The following is a 23,545-nucleotide window of genomic DNA, read 5'->3' as shown; positions in this document are numbered from 1 at the left end:
AAATGATATATCCAAGGGAAAAGTTCCGATGAGTTCATAAGTAAATTTGTAATTTAGCCTCCAGAATTGAAGATTTAATGGCAAAAAAGGTAAGAAAACCAAAGTCAACACCCAATAAAAAAGGCTTTTCCTTAAAATTATCGCAACAGAACAAAATTATTTTTGGAGGGTTGCTAATGCTTTTAAGTATAGCCCTGTTCTTTTCTTTTGTATCCTTCTATTTTACATGGCAGGATGATCAAAGCTTGCTCTCCGAATTTGCAAACAGGAATGAACAAGCAAGAAATTTGTTGAATAAATTTGGAGCTAACGTAAGTCATTTTGTCCTTTATAAAGGATTTGGTATTTCTTCTATCATATTTACTTTTCTACTTTTTACCACTGGGCTGTACATGTTTTTAAGTATGCAAAAACAAGGGCTGCTTAGAAAATGGATATGGGGATTGGTATTTATCATCTGGTTCTCTATTGCACTAGGCTTTTTTGCCTCAGCAAAACCACTGTTAGGCGGTATGGTTGGGTATGAAATGAACGATTTTCTTCAAGATTATGCTGGCAAAGTCGGGGTCTTTCTGTTATTGCTTTTCGGCTTGATCGTAATTTTGGTAAGATTGTTTCAATTTTCCCCTGACAAGGCTGTAGCTTATATAAACACAAAGGGAAAATCTTTGGCTTCGGAATTTAAGAATGGTAAAGCTCCTATAGCGGATAACGACAGGGAGAACGATATTTTATATACGGAGGAAAAGGTAGAAACCCCTATCGTAATAGATACTTATACCCACAAAAAAGATATTCCTCCTTTGGAAAAAGAAGGCGAAGACGAGGAATTTGAAGTAAAAGTGGGGCCCGTGGAGGAGACTATTTCCATGGAGGTAGAAAAAATCAAGGTGGAACAAGAGGAGTCCGATAATATTTCGGATAAACTTGTGGAAGATTTTGGAGAATTTGATCCTACCTTGGAATTGGGCAATTATAAATTCCCTCCTTTGGATCTTTTGGATCAGCATGGGGCTACGGGTGGAATAACCATAAATCAGGAGGAGCTCGAAGAAAACAAGAATAAAATTGTTGAGACCTTAAAGAATTATAAAATTGGCATTGCCCAAATTAAGGCTACCATAGGGCCTACAGTTACCCTATATGAAATTGTTCCCGACGCAGGGGTGCGAATTTCCAAAATAAAAAACTTGGAGGACGATATTGCCTTGTCCCTTGCAGCGCTTGGCATACGTATAATCGCTCCTATTCCGGGCAAGGGCACCATTGGTATCGAAGTCCCGAATAAAAACGCTACTATTGTTTCTATGCGTTCCGTAATAGCATCCAGCAAATTTCAAAAAGCGGAAATGCAATTGCCCATTGCCTTTGGTAAGACCATTAGCAACGAAACTTTTGTGGTAGATTTGGCAAAAATGCCACACTTGTTAATGGCAGGAGCCACTGGACAGGGTAAATCTGTTGGATTAAATGCCGTATTGACCTCCCTGCTCTATAAAAAGCACCCTGCGGAAGTTAAGTTTGTACTAATAGATCCCAAGAAAGTAGAGCTTACCCTATTCAACAAAATAGAAAGGCATTATTTGGCCAAATTGCCAGATTCGGAGGAAGCCATAATTACCGACAATAATAAGGTGATAAATACCCTAAATTCACTTTGTATTGAAATGGACAACCGTTACGAGTTGTTGAAGGTGGCCATGGTGAGGAATATTAAGGAGTATAATGCCAAGTTTAAGGCGAGGAAATTAAACCCCAATGACGGGCACATGTTCCTTCCTTATATTGTATTGGTTATTGATGAGTTTGCCGATTTAATTATGACCGCAGGTAAGGAAGTGGAAACACCAATTGCGAGGTTGGCACAATTGGCTAGGGCAATTGGTATCCATTTGATTATTGCCACCCAAAGACCTTCTGTTAACGTAATTACAGGTATCATAAAAGCCAACTTCCCGGCGAGGATAGCTTTTAGGGTTACTTCAAAAATAGATTCAAGAACCATTTTGGATGCCCAGGGCGCCGATCAATTAATAGGACGCGGGGATATGCTGTTTACACAGGGCAATGATGTTACCAGAATTCAATGTGCTTTTGTGGATACTCCTGAGGTTGCCAAGATTACAGAATTCATAGGTTCACAGAGAGCCTACCCGGATGCACATTTACTTCCGGAATATGTTGGGAACGACGATTCTGGCACAAGTATTGATTATAACATCTCTGATCGTGATGCCATGTTTAGGGATGCGGCAGAGGTAATTGTTATTGCACAACAAGGTTCGGCCTCCCTGATACAACGAAAGTTGAAATTAGGGTACAATAGAGCAGGGAGAATTATAGATCAATTGGAGGCCGCAGGTATCGTTGGTCCGTTCGAAGGCAGTAAAGCTCGCCAGGTTCTGGTTGCGGATATTTATGCCTTAGATCAACTCTTGAGCAATGAAAGCCCATAGAGGTACATTAAAAATTTAAAAAGAAGACAAATGAAACTTAAATTATCTATTATATTATTGGTATTATCTACTTCTATCTCTATGGCCCAAAACTCCGCAAAGGCCAAGTCTTTGTTGGATGAAGTGTATAATAAAGTAAAAAGTTATGACAATATTTTTGTAGACTTTAAATATAGCCTTAATAATGAAGAGGCCAATATAAATACCGAGACACGGGGAGATGTTACCATGCAGGGAGATAAATATTTATTTAATTATTTAGGTTCCAAACAATTATATGATGGTAAAAAAGTATATACCGTTGTTCCGGAAAATGAAGAAGTTACCATTGAAGAAAAGCTGGATGATGAAAACACCATCACCCCTTCAAAAATGCTTACCTTTTATAAACAAGGTCACAATTATGATTGGGACATTCTACAAAATATACAGGGAAGAAAAATTCAGTTTGTAAAGTTGACACCAATTGATACCAATTCCGAAATCAAATCCATTTTATTAGGAATAGATGTGGAGACCAAGCATATCTATAAGCTTATTGAAACCGGTAAGAACGGTACTAAAACTACCATTACTGTTAATTCTTTTAAAATAGACCAGCCTTTGTCCAAAACCTTATTTACTTTTGACGAGAGCAAGTATAAAAATGATGGGTACTACATCATAAGAAATTAGGACATTGAGAATTCTAGACCGATATATATTATCGAGCTTCCTTTTTAATTTTTTCAGCTCGTTTGTGATACTGATGTTTATCTTCGTATTTCAAACGATCTGGCTGTTTATTGATGATTTTGCAGGTAAGGGCTTGGATATTTTTATAATCGGAAAATTCTTGTTTTACCTTATGCCCAATCTAATGGAACGGGTAATTCCTTTGACCGTGTTGCTTTCTTCTATCCTAACTTTCGGTTCCTTTGCCGAGAATTATGAATTTGCAGCCATGAAGGCCTCTGGTATTTCCTTGCAAAGGGCAATGTTGCCCCTTATTATCTTTGTCACTTTTTTAGGAGGGGTTACCTTTTATTTTGCAAATAACATTATCCCTATTTCAGAACAAAAAATTTATAACCTAAGAAGGAATATAGCCAAGGTAAAACCGGCCGCTATAATTTCTGAAGGGGTTTTTAGTGATTTGGAAGGTACGGAGATGAACATGAAGGTCGACCGTAAATATGGTCAAAATGATCGGTTTTTGGAAAATGTCATCATCCATGAAAAATCTAAAATAAAAGTAAATACAACCGTAATCAAGGCTAAGTCAGGTGAACTTATCAGTAGCGAAGATTCGGATATTTTACAGTTGGTATTGAAAGATGGACATTACTATTCTGAAATGCCCACTAAGAATAACAAGGAAAAGAAGAAGAATCCTTTTACCAAGGCCAATTTTAAAACCTACACCATAAACAAAGATCTTTCCGATCTAAATGATGTGGATTTGGATGAAGAGCGGGATGTAAGTACGGATAAGATGAAGAACATATCGCGCTTAACCAAGGATATAGACTCCCTTAAGGAGGACAACGTAAAATTGGTTACCGCTTTCTCCAAGAATATAGTGGGAAGAATGGGGGCCTTCGTACCCTTAAAAAAGCCCGATTCATTATCGCAAATAACAATTGACAAGAAAAAGAAGGAAAGGGATTCGTTGGGCACTACCCTATCTACCGATGATATTGTTGCACTTTTCCCTTCATGGCACCAAACACAAATAGTAAATTCGGCTAAAAGTTCCACTTCCAATATTATTACAAGTATACAGGGAAAGAAAAATGAACTTCAAATAAAATACAAGATTTATCGTCTGCATATTTTATCACTTCATAAAAAATACGCCTTAGCCTTATCGTGTATTATTTTGTTCTTTGTTGGAGCGCCACTGGGAGCCATAATTAGAAAAGGAGGTTTGGGATTGCCAATGGTAATCGCCATTGTTTTATTCCTTACCTATTACTTTATTGGTGTATTTGCCGGTAATTATGCCAAGGAGGGGAATATTAATCCAATTATAGGCGCATGGCTTTCTACGTTTATAATGTTACCTTTAGGTGTGTTTTTAACTAGGAGAGCAACGGCCGATAAGGGCTTAATGTCCTTTGGAAGTATTTTTGATTATTTTAAAGGCATATTTAAAAAGAAAGATAAAATTGCTGCAACATGACAACAAAAGTTAGCAAAACCATTACACTAAATACCATTGAAGAAGCCATTGAGGATATAAGACAAGGCAAGGTTATTATTGTAGTGGACGATGAAAATAGGGAAAATGAAGGGGATTTTTTGGCAGCTGCAGAATTGGCCACCCCCGAATTGATTAATTTTATGGCAACCCATGGCAGGGGGCTTATCTGCGCTCCACTTACTGAAGGTAGATGTAAGGAATTAGGCCTGCACATGATGGTCCATAATAATACGGATCCCATGGAAACTGCATTTACCGTTTCTGTAGATTTAAGAGGCTATGGAGTAACTACTGGCATTTCTGCAGCAGATCGTGCAAGTACCGTAAAGGCCTTGACCGACGAAAATATTAAGTCTTATGACCTTGGAAGGCCTGGGCATATATTTCCGCTTGTCGCCAAAGAAGGTGGCGTGTTAAGAAGAACTGGTCATACAGAGGCCGCTATAGATTTTGCCCGTTTAGCCGGACTAAAACCAGCTGGAGTCATAGTAGAAATTATGAATGAAGATGGCTCTATGGCCAGATTGCCTCAATTGGTAAAAGTAGCCAAAACTTTTGACCTCAAAATCGTTTCCATAGAGGCCTTGATCGCCTATCGTATGGAGCATGACAGTCTTATACGCAAAAAGGAGGATTTTAATATTGTTACCAGGTTTGGGGAATTTAGGTTGAGGGCATATCAACAGACCACCAATAATCAAGTACATATAGCATTGACCAAAGGTACCTGGAAAAAGGACGAAAAGGTCCTTACCCGAATCAATTCAACCTTAATAAACAATGACATTTTAGGTACGCTGACGAACAACCCCGATAAAAAATTGGAAGACATGTTCAATGCGATCAATGAAGAGGGAAAAGGAGCATTTGTTTTTATAAATCAGGAAACCGAATCATTGAATTTACTGGGAAGATTGAGTGAATTGAAGGAATTACAAAAGAAAGGCGTATTTAAGGCACCCAAAGTGGATATGGATGCTAAGGATTTTGGTGTAGGCGCACAAATTTTGCACGATTTGGATATTGCCAAAATAAGGCTGTTGTCCAATTCTACCCAAACTAAAAGAGTGGGTATTGTGGGTTACGGGCTCGAAATTGTAGAATACGTAACGTATTAATAAGAACGAATAAATCTTAAATAATAAATGCCGAGGGATCAATTTCCTTCGGCATTTTATTTTGGCTCAAGGTAGTTCCGACCTACAAGGGTCTTACCCAGATGTTTCTGAATTGGGTTTTGTTGCCGTGATCCTGTAGAGAAAGTACATCATCGCCATGGGGAGATGGATAATCATGCAAACCAATATAATAGGTGTTACCGCTAATCTCTACATTATTTTGTACTAGAACACCGTTGTGTAGAACCGTAATCCTCGCTTTGGCATCCAATCGGCCATCTTTTTTAAATCTAGGAGCCGTATAAATTACGTCGTAAGTGTTCCATTCCAATGGACCGCGCATGGCATTTACCAAGGGTGCATGATCCTTATAAATACTGGCTGCCTGTCCGTTTCTATAGGTGCGGTTATTGTAAGAATCCAATATTTGCAATTCATATCTGTTCTGCAAAAATAATCCGCTATTGCCCCTACCCTGGCTTGAACCTTCCACCACATCCGGAGCACTAAATTCTATGTGAATCTGGCAGTCGCCAAATTTCATCTTTGTACTTATACCTCCAGAACCTGGAACTACTTCCATATGGTTATTGTCTACAATTTTCCATGGAGCAGGTTGTGCATTATCTTTTTGTTTTACCCATTGATCCAAGTTTGTGCCATCAAATAAAATTATAGCATCCGAAGGGGCGTCTCCCAATGTTTTTGCAGGAGTCACTACACTTACTTCTGGCTCCCATATTTCTGTCATTTCTGCCTTCATGGGCATAGGTGATACTTCGGGAGGAGTGCTAATATGTTTGTTTTGTGCTCCTATTTGCAAAGAAAAAGAAATAGCTAATAGGAAAAGGAAAATAGTCTTGGAATTCATATTACTAAAGGATTTAAACGTAAATATTACGTAAATTATTTGAATACTAAATATAGCAATATTACTTAAACATATCCAAGGGTTTGGATATGTTTCCTTTATTGAAGTGAATTATTTGGTAACCCGGCATTTTGTAAATATCTGACAACTTTACTTGATGAGATTACTTGGAGGGTAACCAAATTGCTTTTTAAAACATCTACTAAAATATAAAGGGTCGTTAAATCCTACTAGGCCAGTTACCTCACTGACATTATATTTTTTGGTATTTAGTAAATGTGCCGCCTTTTTAAGCCTAATGGTCCTGATAAATTCATTTGGAGCCAAATCAGTTATCTCCTTAATTTTTCTGTATAATTTGGAAGAGCTCATGCCTAATTCATGACACAAAAAGGAGGTATTAAGCTCCAGGTTACTCATATCATCTTCGATCAATTGTGTGAGTTTCTCCATGAACAGTTCATCAGCGGGCGAGTGTGTCAAAGTGGTAACCTCACTTTCCACTTCTCCTGAAAATTTATTTTTCAGCTCCATTCGCGATTTTATGATGTTCTCAATTCTCGTTTTTAACAAGGAAGGTTCAAAGGGCTTTACCAAATACCCATCGGCACCACTGCTATACCCTCGAATTTTATCATCACTGTCCGAAAGTGCAGTCAATAAAATAACGGGTACATGACTTATATCGTCATCGTTCTTTAATATTTTACAGAATTCCAGTCCATCCATTTCCGGCATCATAATATCGGCTATGCATAGTACAGGTTTTACTTTTCTACATTGTTCAAGGCCCACTTTACCATTTTCCGCTTCAAAAACCTTGTAATGGTCCGAAAGGTACTCCACTAAATAATTTCGCAATTCAACATTGTCTTCAATGATTAGTATCCTTTCTTTTAGGTGGGTACTTTGAATTATCTTTTTAGCTGTTATTAGTTGGGGAGATGCCTCTGGAGTATCGGGCTTTACCACCTCAAAAATTTCATCCTCTAAATAGGCTTTCTTGGAAATAGGAATTTTTAATGTGAAAGTACTGCCTTTTTCTAGCTCACTCTCTACCTCTATGGTACCCTTGTGCAATTCCACCAATGCCTTTACCAGGGACAAACCAATACCGGAGCCCGTATTATTTTCCTTACTATTGGAGGCTTGAAAAAATCTAGAAAATATTTTTGCTTGACTCTCTTTGGGAATTCCAATACCATCGTCGCTGACTTCTACTACCAATTTTTGTTGATTGTTCTCCCGATGCGTATTTACAAATAGGTCTACGTGTCCATATTTGTGGGTGAATTTCAATGCATTGGATAATAAATTGTACAGTATCTTATCATACTTGTCCCAGTCTAAATAGCCTTCTATATCCTGATTGTCGCAGACGATATTAAAGTTGATTTTCTTATCATCTGCCAGTTCCTGAAAAGATCTAAAAGTATTTGTAGTTCGTTGAAAAATATTGGTTTTAGTGACTTTCAATAGTAATTCACCCGATTGTGCCCTACGAAAATCAAGTACTTGATTCACTAGGTTTAAAAGTCTGTTGGCATTTTGGTGGATTAGATTGAACCGGCTTTGCTGGAATTGGTTGCCAGATTCTTTTCCTTCCTCAATCAATTGTTTTGCGGGACCTAATATGAGGGTCAAAGGGGTTCTTAGCTCGTGCGATATATTGGTGAAAAATTTAAGTTTTTCATTGTTCAGTTTCTCATCCCGTTCTCTTTTTACCTTTTCCAACAACAACTCCTGTTTTAGAATTAATCTGGCCCTAATTTGTTTCCTCACAAAATAGAACACTACAGAAATAACTAATAAAGCCAGTAAGAGCGCCTTATAGGTTAACCAGAATGGAGGAAGAATTTTTATGTTATAAGTGGAAATAGGACTCCAGACGCCATGACTATTCATAGCCCTTACCTCAAAGCCATAGTCCCCAAAAAAAAGATTGGTGTATTGAACGGTTCGTTGTCTTATATCTACAGTGGTCCACTGATTATCAAATCCCACTAGCCTATAGCTGTATTTGTTGAAACGTTCATTAGTATAGGATGGATGTGAGAAGGTTAGTGAAAAGTTTTTGTTATCATGTTCTAGAATCAATGTCCGCCCCTTGTTAATGTCCTCTTTTAGAATTAATTGATCATTGAGTACATCTCCTACCTCAATTTCATTATTCTGTATTCGAATATCAGTGATTACAGGAGGGGGGGATTTGTCATTGTCCTTAAGGTTTTTTGGGGAAAAGCTTATGATTCCGTCCTTCCCTGCCAGATACATATGGTCATCACTGGCGTAATAAAAACCTCTGGAACTAAATATATCCAACCTGTTTCCACTATCCGTATAGTACATGTTTAGTTCCTTCGAAACTGTATTGTACCTGGCCAAACGGTTATTATTCATGTTTAGCCACAAATGATCTTTATTGTCCGTAACCACATTCGTTATCCAGGTACCATTTAAATCTTTGGGTTCCATTACAGGTATAAAGTTATCCAAACTGGAATCGTAGTAGTCCAGGCCTTTTCTAGTGGCCGCCCATATGTTTCCTGAACGATCAATAGCTACATCACTTACATTTCCATGCGACAATCCAGTTTTACCTTCCAAATTTGGATTGTATACCTTTGCTTTATTGGTTAGGGGGTCATACTTTATGATTCCTGTTTGTGTAGCATACCAAAGTGATCCTATTGAATCTACAGCAATCTGATTTATTTCACGGGAAGATAGCAGAATACCCTCGGATTTTTCTGGTAGGTCCAGTTCCGTATTGAAAATTATGGACCCTTCTCCATGTGAGCCAATAGCCATCTGGTTGTTACCAAGGTTGGCGAATGCCAATATAGGTGCTGTACCTAAACCAATTTCAACGACTTTTGAAGTATTGGCCGGATAATCATAAATCAAAATTTTTCCGTTCCATAGTCCACAGTAAAATATTATACCATTTGTGGAAAATATACTGGCAATATCATGGCCACTTTGGTGTAAGGATAATACCCTTTGGCAGGACGAACAGGAATTATCATCTTCAACCACAAATAGTCCGTTGTGCCTAGTAGCCACAATCACCTTGTCATCAAAAGTTTTGGAAAAACCTCTAATTCGCGGTACCTGATTATCCAAATACTTGGATATGCCCTTATTTACCCTAAATTGATTGCTAAAGGGGTCATATTTATCCAGACCGTTTTCGGTTCCTATCCACAACAAGCCCAACTCATCAAAATAAAGTTCATATACAAGATCATCTATTAGGGAGTCACTATTGGATAATTCCGAATAATACCATTCGTAATTTTCTTCCGTGATGTCCTCAAGATTATCCACGACCAAAATACCTCCTAAGGTACCCAGCCAGTATTTGCCGTCCGGTGCTCGAGCAATGGAGATGAAATAAGGACCCAGTTTGTCCCTAGTTTTTACATCTTTTATATATAAGTTTGTAAATTGGTTGGATTCTTCATTGAACTTGTATAAACCTTGTCTACTACCTACAAAAATATCCAAATTGGAATTTTGATAGATAAAATTCACGTAGGGATTAATTTCTTTTGAATTAGGAACGTTTAGGGTGTAAGTGTCTATTTTTACAGGGTTTCCCACATTGTCCAAAGTAATTTTGGCCACTCCGGCCGTTCCGTAACTTCCAATCCATAGTTGGCCTTTGGAATCCTCAAAGATCTCTTTGATATACTCAAAACCTTGTAATTCTATTTTTTCAAAAATATGTTGATCCTGATGGTATACAAAAAGTCCCTTATTTTTGGTACCCACCCAAATTTGATTAAAACGATCTATATGTACGGACCGTATTTCATGGTCCTGTAAACTATGGGCGTCCTTGGCGTTTGGTAAAAAAGTAGTGAATTCTTGGGTGTCGATGTCCAACAAGGTTAACCCATTCCGAGTACCTATCCATAAATTATTGGATTCTTCGTCATATTCCAAGGCTGTGATATCATCATTGGGGATGGTATTGGCAACTGAGGAAGAACTCATAAAGGATTTAATCTGATATCCGTCGAATCTATTTAGACCAGAAAAAGTACCCAACCATAGAAAACCATTTTTATCTTGGACAATATGTCTTACAGAATTGTGCGAAAGTCCGTTGGCATCATTATAATGTTCAAACTGGATGGTCTGCGAAAACAGACCCCAAATTGAAAAAATATAAAGTATAATATGGCTAATGATGCCTTTCAAAGGAAAACGATTTTAATTTATTGCAAGATACGCTAATTAAGGACCACTTGCTTTGGCCACTAAAATTGAAGCCTTTTTTAAATTTGCGGCATAGCAGAACTAGGAGGGCTTACTCCCCTCCAAGTTCCAATTCCAGTTCTCCGCCTTTTACCACTCGTGAGTGCTTAACAGAAAAACCATTTAATACCTCATTGTCCAGGCTGGCATTTTTTATGGACCATTGGTCCTGACCATTATTTTTTGATTTTATGGAAAACGTCTTTCCCGAATAATAATCGGGATGAAGACTAATCTCTATCCGATCAAAAAGAGGACTGCCCAATTCATAAACCGGATCATTTTCCGTTCCTCCGTTCATTTGAAAAAGACCCATTTTCATTAGCACTGCCAAACTTCCCATAAGACCTTGGTCTTCATCTCCATTATAGCCTGTTGCCGGTGAGAGGCCGCTAAATACTTTGCCTACCACTTTTCTCGACCAGTATTGTGTAAGATCGGGCCTGTCTAACTTATTAAAAACAAAGGCAGTTTGAATGGACGGTTGATTTCCGTAATTAATAGGAACACGTCTATATTCCGGGTGTAATTCCTGTGCATGCGAATTACCTGCCGCAAATCCTAATTTTTCTGCAGTCTCGAATTGTTCGTTTAACTTTTCCACAGCCTTTTCCTTACCGCCCATTAGTTCTGCCAAGCCGCCAATATCATGGGGTACGAACCATGTGGATTGTGCTCCATTGGATTCTATAAATCCGTGTTCGTGTTCGTAAGGGTCATAATTCTTGAACCATACACCATCCACATCCTTGGGCCTCATCCAGCCCACAGCCTTATCAAACACATTTTTATAATTCTTGGAACGAAGCATAAGCATATCATAGTCGTCCTTATGACCAAGTTTTTCAGCTAATTGGGCTAAAGTCCAGTCTTGATAGGCGTACTCCAAGGTAAGGCTTGCGCCATCCTGATGTCCACCAAATTTACCTTCGGGAATCGGATAAGGTACGTAGCCGTCTTTTAAATAATACTTAAATCCTCCACCAAGGGCCGTTTTGTGTTCATAACCGGCCTTTTCCATAATTCCTCCTGGCATATGGTTTTTCTTTAAAGCCTGATATATTGCTTCAAGATCTTCCTTAATAATTCCTTTCTGTATGGCGCTAACTATAAAAGGAGTAGACGAGGCACCAGTCATAACATAGGTGTAATTACCGCCTGATGGTCCTCGTGGAACTAAACCACCGTCTTTATAATATTGAATAAGCGAATGAACAAAATCTTCCATAATATCGGGGTAAGCTAGCCCCCACAGCGTATTAATGGTCCATTGAGCACCCCAAAAGGAATCGGAGTTGTAATGATTAAATTTTGGTTTTCCGGATGCATCCAAGGGTATTTGCCCTATTCTTAAGTTATCTCCCGTATTATCGGGATAGGCCCCATTAAAGTCACTTATTACCCTTCTACCTTGCAAGGCGTGCCATAGGTCCGTATAAAATCTTCGTTGTTGTGTTTCTGAACCTCCTTCAATTTTAATTCTACCCAGAAACCCATTCCATTCCGCTTTGGAATCGTCCACCACCTTTTGGAAGTCCCAGTGGTTTAATTCCGAATCCATATTGGTAGTGGCATTTGCAGTGGAAGTATACGAGATAGCGGCTTTCATTAATACATTCCGGTTATTTTCATCTGTGAAGACTAAATAATTACCGGTATCCGGGTCTTGAGCAATAGCGCTGATTTCCGAGTCCAATTCTATTTTAAAAAAGAGTTTGAAGGGTTTTGGGCGCCTATGGGTTGGGGTCATTTCCAGCTCTCCGGAAAGAGTTTTGTTTCCAATTTTCTCTAAGGTCCCATTTACATTTCCATTAGGCCCCAAAAGGGTGTTAAGGTTAAAAAGTATTGCCGGACTTCCATTTTTTGGAAAGGAGTATTTGTGGAATCCCACCCTTTTGGTACTGGTGAGCTCCGCGGTTATCCCTTGGCGTTCCATTTCCACATAATGATAACCAGGAGAAACCTTCTCCGCATCGTGATTAAATTTGGAATAAAAATCTTTGTATATCGTAGTCTTGTTTTCAGGGGTAATACTTACAGGCATCACCGAAAGCCCTGATATCTGCCAACCGTGCACATGGCTAAATCCTTTAATGGTATCTGTTTTATATCTATATCCACTACCCCATGCACCCTTAAGTTCTGTGTCTGGACTTAAATTCACCATGCCAAAAGGTCTGGAGGCCGAGGAAAAAAAGAACCACCTAGAGTTCTCGGAATCGAGATGTGGATAAACCAAATCTACAGCTGATGTAGCATTTGGACTTAAATTTTGGGAAGGTGCTTGTTCCGTTTTACAGGAGTAGCACATCATTGCCGTTAGTAATCCTATAATAAGTCCCGAATAAAACTTTTTCATATGTACACTTTTATAATTTAGCCTCTAAATTTACTTTAATTGCGGTTAGCATTTCTATAGTAGGAAAGCCATTATTTGGTCTGCGGATTTGTGGTGAGTACCACTTGTCCCATTTTATATCCTTGTCCCCTACGTTCCTATTTTGATAAATGACCTCTAATTTTTTATTTATCTCAAGCCATTGGTCCAAGGCCTGTTTTATGTATACTTTTTTTCCAGTATCCTCATATTGTTTTTTCAATAAGGCCATATTATGTAATGTGACTTCAAACGAGATTAGGTCGTTGTAAAGAAGAGCTGGCAGATAGACATATGAGTAATAGAAATCAGCTTCCAAGTCTTTTTTATCCAGTCCTTTTTCGGCTGCCTCCAGAGATTGTTGAATATAATTCTGAGTTTTTTTCACATGCACCAGGTCATTTTCAACCCTTTTAAAATCATGTGGTACCGGAGTTTTCCCAGGTCTTTGAATTGGGGAATCCGACAGGTATGAAATAGCCTCCCGTATTTCCCATAAATGCTGTACGTAACCTATTCTTCCTTCTTGAGCTTGGTGCAGCAATTTCATTGAGGTTATGGCAGATTCTCGCTGATTTTCCTTGAAATATCTTTTGGTCCATTGCTTATAGAAATCGTCATAATTAAAACTGTCGGGATCTTCACAAACAGCACTATAGGCTTCCAAATTAATTAGGAATGGCCTAAAATTCTGTCCGTTTACCAGGCAATATTTATCCGCACCATATTCTTGGAACATATTTTTCATTACCGTTTCCACTGTCTCAGGGTATGGGTTGTGTACAGTGTGGTTCAACCAAAAACCGGCATGCATATAAGTTCCAAAATTGTAGCCATCGGTGGTATTGGGCAAATGTTCAAAGTTGCCAAAACCATCATCGGACCAGGCCACTATCCAATCTTTTGGAGGCCTAAATCCGTCGTTCCACATCTCCATGCCATCGGAATAACAGATCAATACCTTATCCGCATTGGGTTTGTATTGATCCACCAATTCGCCAAACACCTTATACACGTCATTGAAGACCTCTATTTTATTCTCGCCACAAGTACTTTCATATTCCCAATCCCATACCTGGTGTCTAGGTCTCAGTATAAATATGTCTGTCTTTTTTAGAGGAGTCTCCTCCAAATAATACTTCCAAGCCTTTACCCACTCCTCTTTATAATCCCTCCAACAGGTAGCCTTGTCCTCAGACATGGGATGAATTTGATATCCCAAAGCGAAATCTATCTGAACTTTCATTCCTTTTCGGTGGGCATAGTCGATCATCTTATCCAGATATTCTATGTCTATTTGATAATTTGGATTTAGCTCTTTGTATTCCGGACGAATAAAAAATTCCGGTCGTCCCAACATATCAAAAAATTGGATGGCGTTGTAACGTAGTCTAACAAGGGAGTTGATCATTTGGGTATAACTTTCCCAGTCGTACTCCAATAATTTGCCTCTGTAATTGGCCAGTTCATCCACGTCGTTTTCGAAATAGCATAGAATGGGAACTTTGGGAGGCGCAATTCTTCGATTTTCAAAATTGACCAAATCCAAGTTCGTTTTCTTTAAAGCTTTCTTTCCTGTCCAATATTCAAGAGGGTCAATACCCAAAATTTCTTTGGAATAGTCGTATACGGCGTACTGAAAACCTTGTACATCCGATCCGGCGAGAACAATGGCCTCCTGCTTATTTTTCAATTTTGTTCTGTGCCATATGCCTCCCCTTGGTCCCGGATTATCTTCAGAAAGAATTATGGCTTTCTTTTTAACCAAGCTGGCTATAAGACTATTGGATTTGGGAGTGCCCAAAATAAATGTAGGTGTGCCTTTTGGAATATTATCAATATCGGAAATTATACGGCCTTCCAGTTCGAGCACTTTTGATAGGTCTGACTTTAAATCTTCGGCAGTACTTATTTCTACCTCGTTTGCTTTATTTCCCACCACCAAATAATAATGCTCCGTTTGTGGGCTGGAACAGGATGACAGTATCAGCATCCCTAAAAATAGGCACCAAATGTTTCTTGGTATTATATGGAAGATTTTGATCATTTTAATTCTGCTGTTAAATATACTATCCCTAAGGGAATTGTTCATTGATTTTTAATAAAAATGGACAGGCGAATTAACCTGCCCATTTTTGAAGGGGGAACTAACTCAAAAAAAAACTAACTAATTAATCTGTAAAATTTTAGTAACCTGGGTTCTGTTGTAATGAGCCATCTGAAAGTTCCAATTCCCCTGAAGGAATAGGTCTCAATAAATGAATACTTGGATCAAAGGCTCCATGATCTATTACATGTGGATTGTATAGTCCAATACGTTCCTGAAGTTTCCCAGTACGCTTTAATACCGCCCAGCGATTTGCCTCACCGGCCAATTCCAAAGCACGTTCGTTTAAAATATCATCTATGGTAACTGTGGCATAAGCATTGGCAACGCCAGTAGCCCTTTCACGAACACGGTTGATATGAAATAGGGCTTGGGTAGTATTACCTGCTCCTAGATGAGCCTCTGCGGCCAATAAATGAGTTCCTGCAACCCTAAATACAAAGGTATCGCGCGAACCTCCTTCGGATTCATCAAAATCTACATCGCCAAACTTCTTAAATATTGGGAAATTCGTACGGTTAAGGTTTGAACTGTATTGGTAAATAGCTCCATCAACATTTGCAGGTACACCGAATAAATATTGATCTGGCTGATATACATAATATCTATTTAATTTATCTGCCAACTCTGCCGCATCAAGTGCAATCTTTGGATAATATATCACAGTGTCGCCAGGCACAATGAGGTCGGTTCCAAAATCTGAATTGTAGGTCACACTTTCATTTGCGATTAAAGCTCTGTGCATGGTAGCTTGCTCCCTATCATCATTATCGGTGAACAAAGAGTAAAAGAATGGGGTTGGCATTGCACCAAAATCACTTCTTCCATAAGGATTGGTTCTAGCTATTCCAGGATAATCGTTAACACTGTTCAGGAAAATGGAGTGCTTATTGTTATTTCTATCCGCTGCATCGCCAGAATTTCCGTATTGTATGGCAAATAGTATCTCCGGGTTTACTTGGTTTCCATAGTCAAAAACTTGGTCAAAAGTCTGACTTCTTATATCATAATTGCCAATTGCCTGTTCTGCCAAGGCCGCAGCCGTTGCAAAATCCGAAGAATCGGCAAAAGAAGAATATGCTCTTGTTAAATAAACCTCCGCCAACAAATGTTGTGCTGCCCTTTTGGAAAATCGACCTGTTTGCGGGGCATCCATTAAATTTGGAATAGCGGCCTCCAAGTCTGCTATAATCTGGGCATAAGTTTCTTGCTCTGTACTTCTGGCATAATCGGAACGAATACTATTAGGTTCATCCAATTCCAAAACTACCCCACCGTATTGCTGTGCTAGATTAAAAAATGCCAATGCCCTTAAAGCTTTAGCCTGAGCAATGCCATAGGCTTTATCATCCAGTCTGGAATCGCTAAAGTTAATTTCATTTTCATAGCGATTAATAGCTGTATTCGCCTTGGCGATTACATTGTAATTACGGGACCACATACTTCCTCCGACTCCGGAGTTTAGGTCGAAATAATCATTGGTCGAAGAAAAAGAGAACACTTCTCCCTTACTCGTAAAAATATCGGTACCTAAAAATTGAAGACCGTAATCCTTGTATACATTTCGCAAATTGGAGTAGATACCTACTACCAATTGATCGGCCGTATTTTCATCTATAAAGTTTTCACTGGTTATATCGGAAAAAATATCTTCTTCAATATAACTTTCACAGGCGCTGAGGCCAATGAATACTCCCAGTAAAACCAGAACGTATATTTTGTTTTTTATCAGTTTCATCTTGAATATTTTATAAGTTAAAAGGTAAGTTTTAAGCCAAACAATACGGTTTTAACCGAGTATGTCATGTTGTAGGAGTTCTGTAAGCCCGTTTCTGGGTCCGGTCCTTTATAGTCTGTAAATGTAAATGGGTTTTGAACATCCAAGGACAAACGTAGGCTAGACATATTAAATTGGTCCATTAGGCTATCTGAAAAATTATATCCCAGACCGATGTTACCAATACGAACAAAATCGAAATTTTCAAAATACCACTCCCCTGGGTGCCCGTATTCTGGAGCTGGGTATTTTGCATCCGGATTGTTAGGGGTCCAATAATCTAAATCCACTTTATTGAATTTTCCATCATCACCTTGATATGGTGCAAAATGTTGGTAAAATTCAGAATGTCCCAGTACTCCTTGTCTTGTATACATTTGTACACTAAAGTCCAAATTCTTGTAAGCAAAACTGTTGGTCATACCTCCGGTCCACTCTGGTGAAATGGAACCTAAAACTACCTGATCGTCCTGATTGATCAAGTTATCATTATTTTGATCCACATATTTGTATTGACCAGGAACTGCATTATATACAGCTGCATCCGCGGCCTCGTCCAATTGCCATATACCTACTTTATCATATGCATAGATCGCATCAACGGCTTCTCCAATTTTTAGGACTCCGTGACTTCCGAAAGGAATCTCATCCAAATCGCCATCCAATTTTAAAATTTCGTTGGTGTTCTTGGAAAAGTTGATACTGGTCTTCCAAGAAAAGTCCTTTGTTCTTACATTTACGGTGTTCAAGGTAAGCTCTATCCCTTTGTTGCGGACAGATCCAAAATTACCTACAGCACTACCAAATCCGGTTATAGATGACAATTGTCTGTCAAGAATACTTCCTTCGGTTTCTTTGTTATAATATTCAAACCCAAGTCGAACACGGTTATTGACCATGGCAAAATCCAATCCAAAGTTATATTCCTTAGAAATCTCCCATGTTAAATTACTATTCGATAATCCAGCCACTGACTTTCCGTTACCTTGAGCATCACCGAACAAGTAGTTGGTGTTATTCAAGAAAGAAAGTGAACTGTAAGGTTGAACCGTGGTGTCATTACCAGATTCACCATAACTAAGCCTCAATTTTAGATCGTTGATCCAGTCTACGGACTCCATAAAATTTTCTTCACTAACTCTCCAGGCAAATGCTGCAGATGGAAAAAAGTTCCATTTGTTGCCTACTGAAAGTTTGGATGAACCATCATACCTACCTGTGAAGGTAAATAGATACTTGTCCTGGATATTGTAGTTTAATCTCCCTGCAAATGAAGCCAAGGATTGCTTACCGTAAAAACTACCATAATCCCTTATATCGGTACCAGCCTGTGTATTATAGAACAAGTAGGCATCCGTATCAAAATTCCTGGTCTGTATATCACTTCCCTCATTTTGGTTATAGTATAGGGAGGAAATAATTGTGGTCTTTAAATTATGTCCGTTGAAGAAGTCAAAATCAAAATCCACTATATTATCCCAAGTATAGGAAGTTCTAAATCGGGAATCGTAGTGAGATTGTATCCTACTAGCATCGTTTCTTGAAGATTTAGTGTATAAGCCTCTGTATTCCCCGAACCTTGTAGTGCTGATGTTGGGGGCGAATTGAGTCTTAAAATTGATCCAGCTTGCCGGTTTGTAATTCAAATATACATTGGCAATAACATCTAACGATTTAGTGTTTACCCTCCAAGCACCAGTTGCATCATAATAAGGATTGGCAAAACGCTGATCTTGATCATCCGGGAATAGGATTACCTCTCCTTCGGGGTCAAAAGAGTTTACGGTTGGGGCCAATCTGAAAGTACTTCTGAATAACTCCCTACTTCCTTCTTCCCTTTCAGAAAGTGCCAAATAGGTTTTTACTCCAACTGTAAGTTGATCGGTCACCTTTTTTGAAAGGGATGCGCTTAAATTATAACGCTCGTAACCTTCAATGCCCATTACTCCTTCGTCACTAAGGTACCCTAGGGATCCGTTATACGTTAATCCGTTGCTACCACCAGACATTCCAAGGGTGTGACTTGTCTGAATCCCTGTTTTTCTATAATCGCCCAACCAATCGGTATACCGTCCAGTGGCCACGTTATTAGCTTCTTCATTGGAAGACTGAAATTCCGTAGAACGATCAATAACTGCATTGTTATAGTCGTCCACCGTTCCAAAATTACCATTGGAGAAAAGTCCACGCCAAGCTCTGGCCTTTAAAAGGTCATCTATAAAAGCTACATATTCATCACCGGAATACATATCTGGAATATTAGTGGCGGAACGTAAACCAAAAGTAGATTCATAGGAGAATACTGTCTTTCCTTCTATACCACTTTTGGTCGTAATTATAACCACACCATTGGCGCCACGTGAACCGTAAATAGCTGTAGCTGAAGCATCCTTTAGAATATCCATTTGCTCTATATCCGCTGGATTAAGAATATTGATATCCTCAAAAAACACACCATCAACCACGTATAGAGGTTTAGATAAATCGTCTTCCAGGTTGTCACTAACACCATCTCTACCAGCATTATTGTTGGTGATAACGGTATTACCACGAATTTTTATTGAAAGTGGTGCACCGGGTTTGGAGCTAAGGGCCCTTACATCTACACCAGCAACACGACCTTGCATAGCCTGGCCGATATCAGTTTTTTTCTGTTCGGTCAATGCCTCTGTATTTAAGGAGGCAACCGCTCCGGTTAGGTCACTTTTCTTTACCGAACCATATCCAATAACAACAACTTCTTCAAGACCAGTAGCATCTTCAGCAAGGGTTATGGTGTAATTGGATGAACCGTCCAAGGTAAATTCCTTAGCCACATACCCTATATAGGATACCACCAACCTCGCTTTAGCATCTTTGACATTAATGGAGAAATTTCCATCAAAGTCTGTCACCACTCCATTGGTAGTGCCTTTTACTACTACGTTCGCCCCTGGGAGCGGAACGTTTTGCTCGTCCATTACTGTTCCCGTCACATTAGTCTGAGCCCAGGAAACAGATGTGATACCCATCAGAAAGACTAGTATCAAAAATTTAAGTTTCTTCATGTTTAATTGAGTTTGTTTTTTATCTGTTGCTAAATTAATGTTAAAGAAATGTGAAGGAATGGACATATTTTCCAAATACATGGAGGAATTGATCAAAACCAATAAAAGAGGGCGTTGAGCCCTCTTTTATGATGTTAATTAAAGTGAATTATGAATATGTTTTTAAGGCATATTGCCAATTTGAAACCTGAAATGTTAAAAATTTAAGAGTTAATTATGTCTGACTGACGACAATATTCTGGAGAACATTTACCATTTTTTTGGTTCTTGAAGTAACCTCCTCATCTGTCCATCCCAATTTGATCAAACAGGATATATTTCTACTTACCCAATGATCGGATTTGGAGAAATCTGAAACCTCATAATTAGGAAGTCCATCTTTAATTTCTTTGGAAAAACCATTGAGGCTATTAAGGTCTTTTAAATGATCCCATTTTCTGTAATAATGCCAATTATTGTCGAACCAATAAAAGCAGGCATCCACGCCATTTTCAGAAAAATCCTTGATTGTCTTTCTGGCCATTTCTTCTGTTGGCAGATAGAAACTGAGAAAGGAATAGTTCTCAACACCATTTTTTGGGACCCGTCTAAAGCTAATTCCAGGGATTTTTTCCAAGGCCGTTTTTAAAACGGAATAATTTTTTTTCTGGGTGGCTATAAAATCATCCAAACGTTCAATTTGTGCCAGACCAACCGCAGCATGTAGTTCCGAAATCCTGTAGTTATACCCTAGAATGGGATGGTCCTCCGCTCCCCTATCCTTTCCAATATGGTCATGGCCATGATCGGAATATTGGTCGGCACTTTTATAATATTCTTTGTTATTGGTGATAATAGCACCACCTTCCCCACAGGTAATGGTCTTTACATAGTCGAACGAAAAACATCCCAAATCTCCATAGCTGCCCAAAGGTTTTCCTTCATAGCTACCACCAATGGCCTGACAGGCATCTTCCAATAGAATTAGGTTATGTTTGTCGCATATGCTTTTTAATGGTGCCAAATCGGCCATAGATCCGCACATATGCACAGGCATCACTGCTTTGGTTTTACTGCTAATGGCTTTTTCAACTGCTGCGGGATCTAAGGTAAGTGTATCGTCCACATCTACCAAAATGGGAATAGCACCAACGGAAAGGACAGCTTCAAAACTAGCAACAAAGGTAAACGTGGGCAAAATAACTTCGTCCCCTGCCCCTACCTTTCCACAGGCCAAAGCAACTGTTAAGGCGGCTGTACCACTGCTCACAAGTTGTGCGTGATTGACTTGCATTCGTTTTTCCAGGGCATTTTCCAATTCTTTTGCTTTCCAATGACCATTCCTCATGCCATCAAAACCATACCTCATTAATACTCCTGAATCCAATACGTCATTTAACTGTTCACGTTCCTTATCTCCAAAAAGCTCAAATCCTGGCATATTTTAAAATTTATTTATGATTTATGTTTTATGATTTATTGAATTTTATAGTGTGACTAGGGTATGTGGATGATGCTGTCATCAAGATCTCTACGCACTTTTTTTAGAGTTGCGAACATATCATCAGTTGCCCTATATCCAACGGGAAGCACTAAAACCGAAGTCAGTTTAAGTTTGTCCAGTCCCAACAACTCGTCGTAGGAATTTGGCTGAAACCCTTCCATGGGACAGGCATCAATTTCTTCCAAGGCGCAAACGGTCAATAGAGTTCCCAAGGCCAAATAAGCCTGATTGGTGGCCCAACCCCTTACCTCTTCCCTTTCCTTTTTAGAGAAGCTTTCGACCAATGCCCCCTTGAAGGGATCAAGTACTTCATCCGAAGTATTTCTTATTTGTTGTACCCTGGCGAAATAATCATGAATAAATTTCTTGTCAATTTGCTTTTCAATACAAATAACAAAAACGTGCGATGCTTCTGCCACTTGCTTTTGACCATAAGAAAATTTGACCAGTTTCTGTTGTAGGGCTTTATTGTTTACCACCAATAATTTAATAGGTTGTAAACCATATGATGTGGCCGTTAAATTAAAAGCTTGTTTCAATTTATCGAGTTTTTCTTCTGGCAAGAGCTTGTCAGGATTAAACTTCTTTACTGCATAACGCCATTCCAATTTCTTAATAATATCCAAAGCTAATTTTCTTTTAATTAAAAAACCATAGTTTAATGGACATACAAATGACCACTATAATCAATAGAATTTTTACAATTCCGTCTCCTTTGTCCACAGACCATCTGCTGGTGAGCCATCCACCAAGCGTTTGTCCTGAGGCCAAAGTTAACCCTATTTCCCAATCCAATTTGCCGTTCAACCCGAAAAGTATTAAAGCTGCACTGGTATATACTACCATAACAACGGCCTTAATAACGTTCGACTTCATTAAGGTAAGGTGATTGATGGAGGACAATACCAATAATACAAAAATTCCGGTTCCCGCCTGAATGAATCCACCGTATATACCAATAAAGAAAAACGCAACTATGGCCCAGAATTGCCGTTTCCCGGTTATGAGCTCTTCAAAATCGTTAATATGAATTTTTGGTTTTATAACCATAACAAGAACGATCAGGACCATTACTATGGCCAATATTTTATTGAATGCGGTGTCATTAATGTCGATCGCTAATTTGGAACCAATTAGGGTACCCGCGGTTGCCACTATGGAGAGATACAGTATAAATGGACTGGCAATCTCCTTCCCCTTGCTTTTATATCCGGCCACATTGGCAAGTCCCTGCGTTAAGACGGCTATTCTATTGGTGCCGTTCGCAACACTGGCAGGAAGGCCCATAAAGATAAGCATTGGCAAAGTTAGAAGGGAACCACCGGCAGCCAAGGTATTAAGAGCTCCCACGGCGAAACCTACCAAAGCCAAAAGCACATAGTGGTACCATTCTTCCATTGGGCAAAAATAAGGTCTTCACTAGAATCTAACATTATTAAAATAATTAAATAAAATTCCCTTTTTCTTTTAAAAAGAATAAAAAGGTTTCTATATTTGCACCCGCTAAGGAGAAATGGCAGAGTGGTCGAATGCGGCAGTCTTGAAAACTGTTGAGGGTCACACCTCCGGGGGTTCGAATCCCTCTTTCTCCGCTGGGAATTGCGCAAATTCCACTAAAAGCCCGTAAACATTATGTTTTCGGGCTTTTTTAATTTCCCAAAATATCAAATAAAACCATAAAATATCATAAAAAAGGTGCGGTATTCGGTGCGTAATTTTTAATTTGATTTTGGATCAAGAACAATTGTTGTGTTTATGCAAATATTGTGGTCAATCTATAAAGGAAGAATTCTACGTTTTTGACTCCTCTGAATTGCGCTCTAAAAGCTTTTATTTTTGCATTGAATGATTCCGCCGA

Annotated in this window: 13 protein-coding genes and 1 tRNA gene; 5 read left to right on the top strand and 9 right to left on the bottom strand. The window is 38.8% G+C overall.

Translation table 11 applies throughout. The features are described 5' to 3' along the window. The first annotated feature begins 77 nt into the window (after positions 1–77). The 4 genes from H4O18_RS08860 to ribB all read left to right on the top strand — a co-directional run bounded on the left by H4O18_RS08860 (position 78) and on the right by ribB (position 5,759). The gene (locus H4O18_RS08860) at positions 78–2,456 is read left to right on the top strand and encodes an FtsK/SpoIIIE family DNA translocase (protein ID WP_187583623.1); all 2,379 of its coding nucleotides are present in this window, start codon (positions 78–80) and stop codon (positions 2,454–2,456) included. A 30-nt stretch (positions 2,457–2,486) separates the two neighbouring features. Continuing rightward, positions 2,487–3,131, top strand: a complete 645-nt coding sequence (gene lolA1, locus H4O18_RS08855) for an outer membrane lipoprotein periplasmic chaperone LolA1 (protein WP_187583614.1) — start codon at positions 2,487–2,489, stop codon at positions 3,129–3,131. Positions 3,132–3,204: 73 nt separating this feature from the next. Next, on the top strand, positions 3,205–4,620 hold the full coding sequence (locus H4O18_RS08850) for an LptF/LptG family permease (RefSeq protein ID WP_246474153.1): 1,416 nt from the start codon (positions 3,205–3,207) through the stop codon (positions 4,618–4,620). Then, a complete protein-coding gene (gene ribB / locus H4O18_RS08845) occupies positions 4,617–5,759 on the top strand; it encodes a 3,4-dihydroxy-2-butanone-4-phosphate synthase (protein ID WP_187583610.1) in 1,143 nt (380 codons plus the stop codon). The genes H4O18_RS08850 and ribB overlap by 4 nt, the downstream gene beginning before the upstream one ends. An 82-nt stretch (positions 5,760–5,841) precedes the next feature. Here ribB and H4O18_RS08840 read toward each other — a convergent pair whose 3' ends face one another. The 9 genes from H4O18_RS08840 to H4O18_RS08800 all read right to left on the bottom strand — a co-directional run bounded on the left by H4O18_RS08840 (position 5,842) and on the right by H4O18_RS08800 (position 23,085). Then, positions 5,842–6,630: a 3-keto-disaccharide hydrolase gene (locus H4O18_RS08840; protein WP_187583608.1), complete on the bottom strand. Its 789-nt coding sequence runs from the start codon at positions 6,628–6,630 to the stop codon at positions 5,842–5,844. Between the two features lie 150 nt (positions 6,631–6,780). Continuing rightward, on the bottom strand, positions 6,781–10,839 hold the full coding sequence (locus H4O18_RS08835; protein ID WP_187583607.1) for a hybrid sensor histidine kinase/response regulator transcription factor: 4,059 nt from the start codon (positions 10,837–10,839) through the stop codon (positions 6,781–6,783). Between the two features lie 109 nt (positions 10,840–10,948). Next, the gene (locus tag H4O18_RS08830) at positions 10,949–13,255 is read right to left on the bottom strand and encodes a GH92 family glycosyl hydrolase (RefSeq protein WP_246474152.1); all 2,307 of its coding nucleotides are present in this window, start codon (positions 13,253–13,255) and stop codon (positions 10,949–10,951) included. Between the two features lie 10 nt (positions 13,256–13,265). Beyond that, complete coding sequence (locus tag H4O18_RS08825) at positions 13,266–15,320, bottom strand: glycosyl hydrolase 115 family protein (RefSeq protein ID WP_187583605.1); 2,055 nt, start codon at positions 15,318–15,320, stop codon at positions 13,266–13,268. Between the two features lie 139 nt (positions 15,321–15,459). Further along, entirely contained in the window at positions 15,460–17,118 is a 1,659-nt protein-coding gene (locus H4O18_RS08820) for a RagB/SusD family nutrient uptake outer membrane protein (protein ID WP_187583603.1), read from the bottom strand. 17 nt (positions 17,119–17,135) lie between these two features. Continuing rightward, positions 17,136–20,204, bottom strand: coding sequence for a SusC/RagA family TonB-linked outer membrane protein (locus H4O18_RS08815; RefSeq protein ID WP_187583601.1), 3,069 nt, complete (start codon positions 20,202–20,204; stop codon positions 17,136–17,138). Positions 20,205–20,418: 214 nt separating this feature from the next. Further along, positions 20,419–21,624 (bottom strand): DegT/DnrJ/EryC1/StrS family aminotransferase, encoded by a 1,206-nt coding sequence (locus H4O18_RS08810; RefSeq protein WP_187583599.1) that lies wholly within the window; start codon positions 21,622–21,624, stop codon positions 20,419–20,421. Positions 21,625–21,680: 56 nt separating this feature from the next. After that, complete coding sequence (locus H4O18_RS08805) at positions 21,681–22,313, bottom strand: NAD(P)H-dependent oxidoreductase (RefSeq protein WP_187583597.1); 633 nt, start codon at positions 22,311–22,313, stop codon at positions 21,681–21,683. A 13-nt stretch (positions 22,314–22,326) separates the two neighbouring features. Continuing rightward, positions 22,327–23,085 carry a sulfite exporter TauE/SafE family protein gene (locus H4O18_RS08800; RefSeq protein WP_187583595.1) on the bottom strand — a complete coding sequence of 253 codons (759 nt, stop codon included), beginning with the start codon at positions 23,083–23,085 and terminating at the stop codon, positions 22,327–22,329. A gap of 109 nt (positions 23,086–23,194) precedes the next feature. On the opposite strand from H4O18_RS08800, the gene H4O18_RS08795 reads away from it, so the two are divergent. Beyond that, a tRNA-Ser gene (locus tag H4O18_RS08795) sits at positions 23,195–23,279 on the top strand. Positions 23,280–23,545 lie beyond the last annotated feature (266 nt).

The organism is Arenibacter arenosicollis (genome assembly GCF_014397245.1).
Classification (GTDB): domain Bacteria; phylum Bacteroidota; class Bacteroidia; order Flavobacteriales; family Flavobacteriaceae; genus Arenibacter; species Arenibacter arenosicollis.
This window is presented reverse-complemented; position numbering and strand designations above follow the sequence as displayed.

Excerpts from the sequence above, each read along its gene's own strand:
- H4O18_RS08850 (WP_246474153.1), top strand. The coding sequence starts at position 3,205 with ATGTTTATCTTCGTATTTCAAACGATCTGGCTGTTTATTGATGATTTT.
- H4O18_RS08830 (WP_246474152.1), bottom strand. The coding sequence starts at position 13,255 with ATGAAAAAGTTTTATTCGGGACTTATTATAGGATTACTAACGGCAATG.
- ribB (WP_187583610.1), top strand. The coding sequence starts at position 4,617 with ATGACAACAAAAGTTAGCAAAACCATTACACTAAATACCATTGAAGAA.
- H4O18_RS08815 (WP_187583601.1), bottom strand. The coding sequence starts at position 20,204 with ATGAAGAAACTTAAATTTTTGATACTAGTCTTTCTGATGGGTATCACA.
- H4O18_RS08800 (WP_187583595.1), bottom strand. The coding sequence starts at position 23,085 with ATGGAAGAATGGTACCACTATGTGCTTTTGGCTTTGGTAGGTTTCGCC.
- H4O18_RS08860 (WP_187583623.1), top strand. The coding sequence starts at position 78 with ATGGCAAAAAAGGTAAGAAAACCAAAGTCAACACCCAATAAAAAAGGC.
- H4O18_RS08840 (WP_187583608.1), bottom strand. The coding sequence starts at position 6,630 with ATGAATTCCAAGACTATTTTCCTTTTCCTATTAGCTATTTCTTTTTCT.
- H4O18_RS08820 (WP_187583603.1), bottom strand. The coding sequence starts at position 17,118 with ATGAAACTGATAAAAAACAAAATATACGTTCTGGTTTTACTGGGAGTA.
- H4O18_RS08825 (WP_187583605.1), bottom strand. The coding sequence starts at position 15,320 with ATGATCAAAATCTTCCATATAATACCAAGAAACATTTGGTGCCTATTT.
- lolA1 (WP_187583614.1), top strand. The coding sequence starts at position 2,487 with ATGAAACTTAAATTATCTATTATATTATTGGTATTATCTACTTCTATC.
- H4O18_RS08810 (WP_187583599.1), bottom strand. The coding sequence starts at position 21,624 with ATGCCAGGATTTGAGCTTTTTGGAGATAAGGAACGTGAACAGTTAAAT.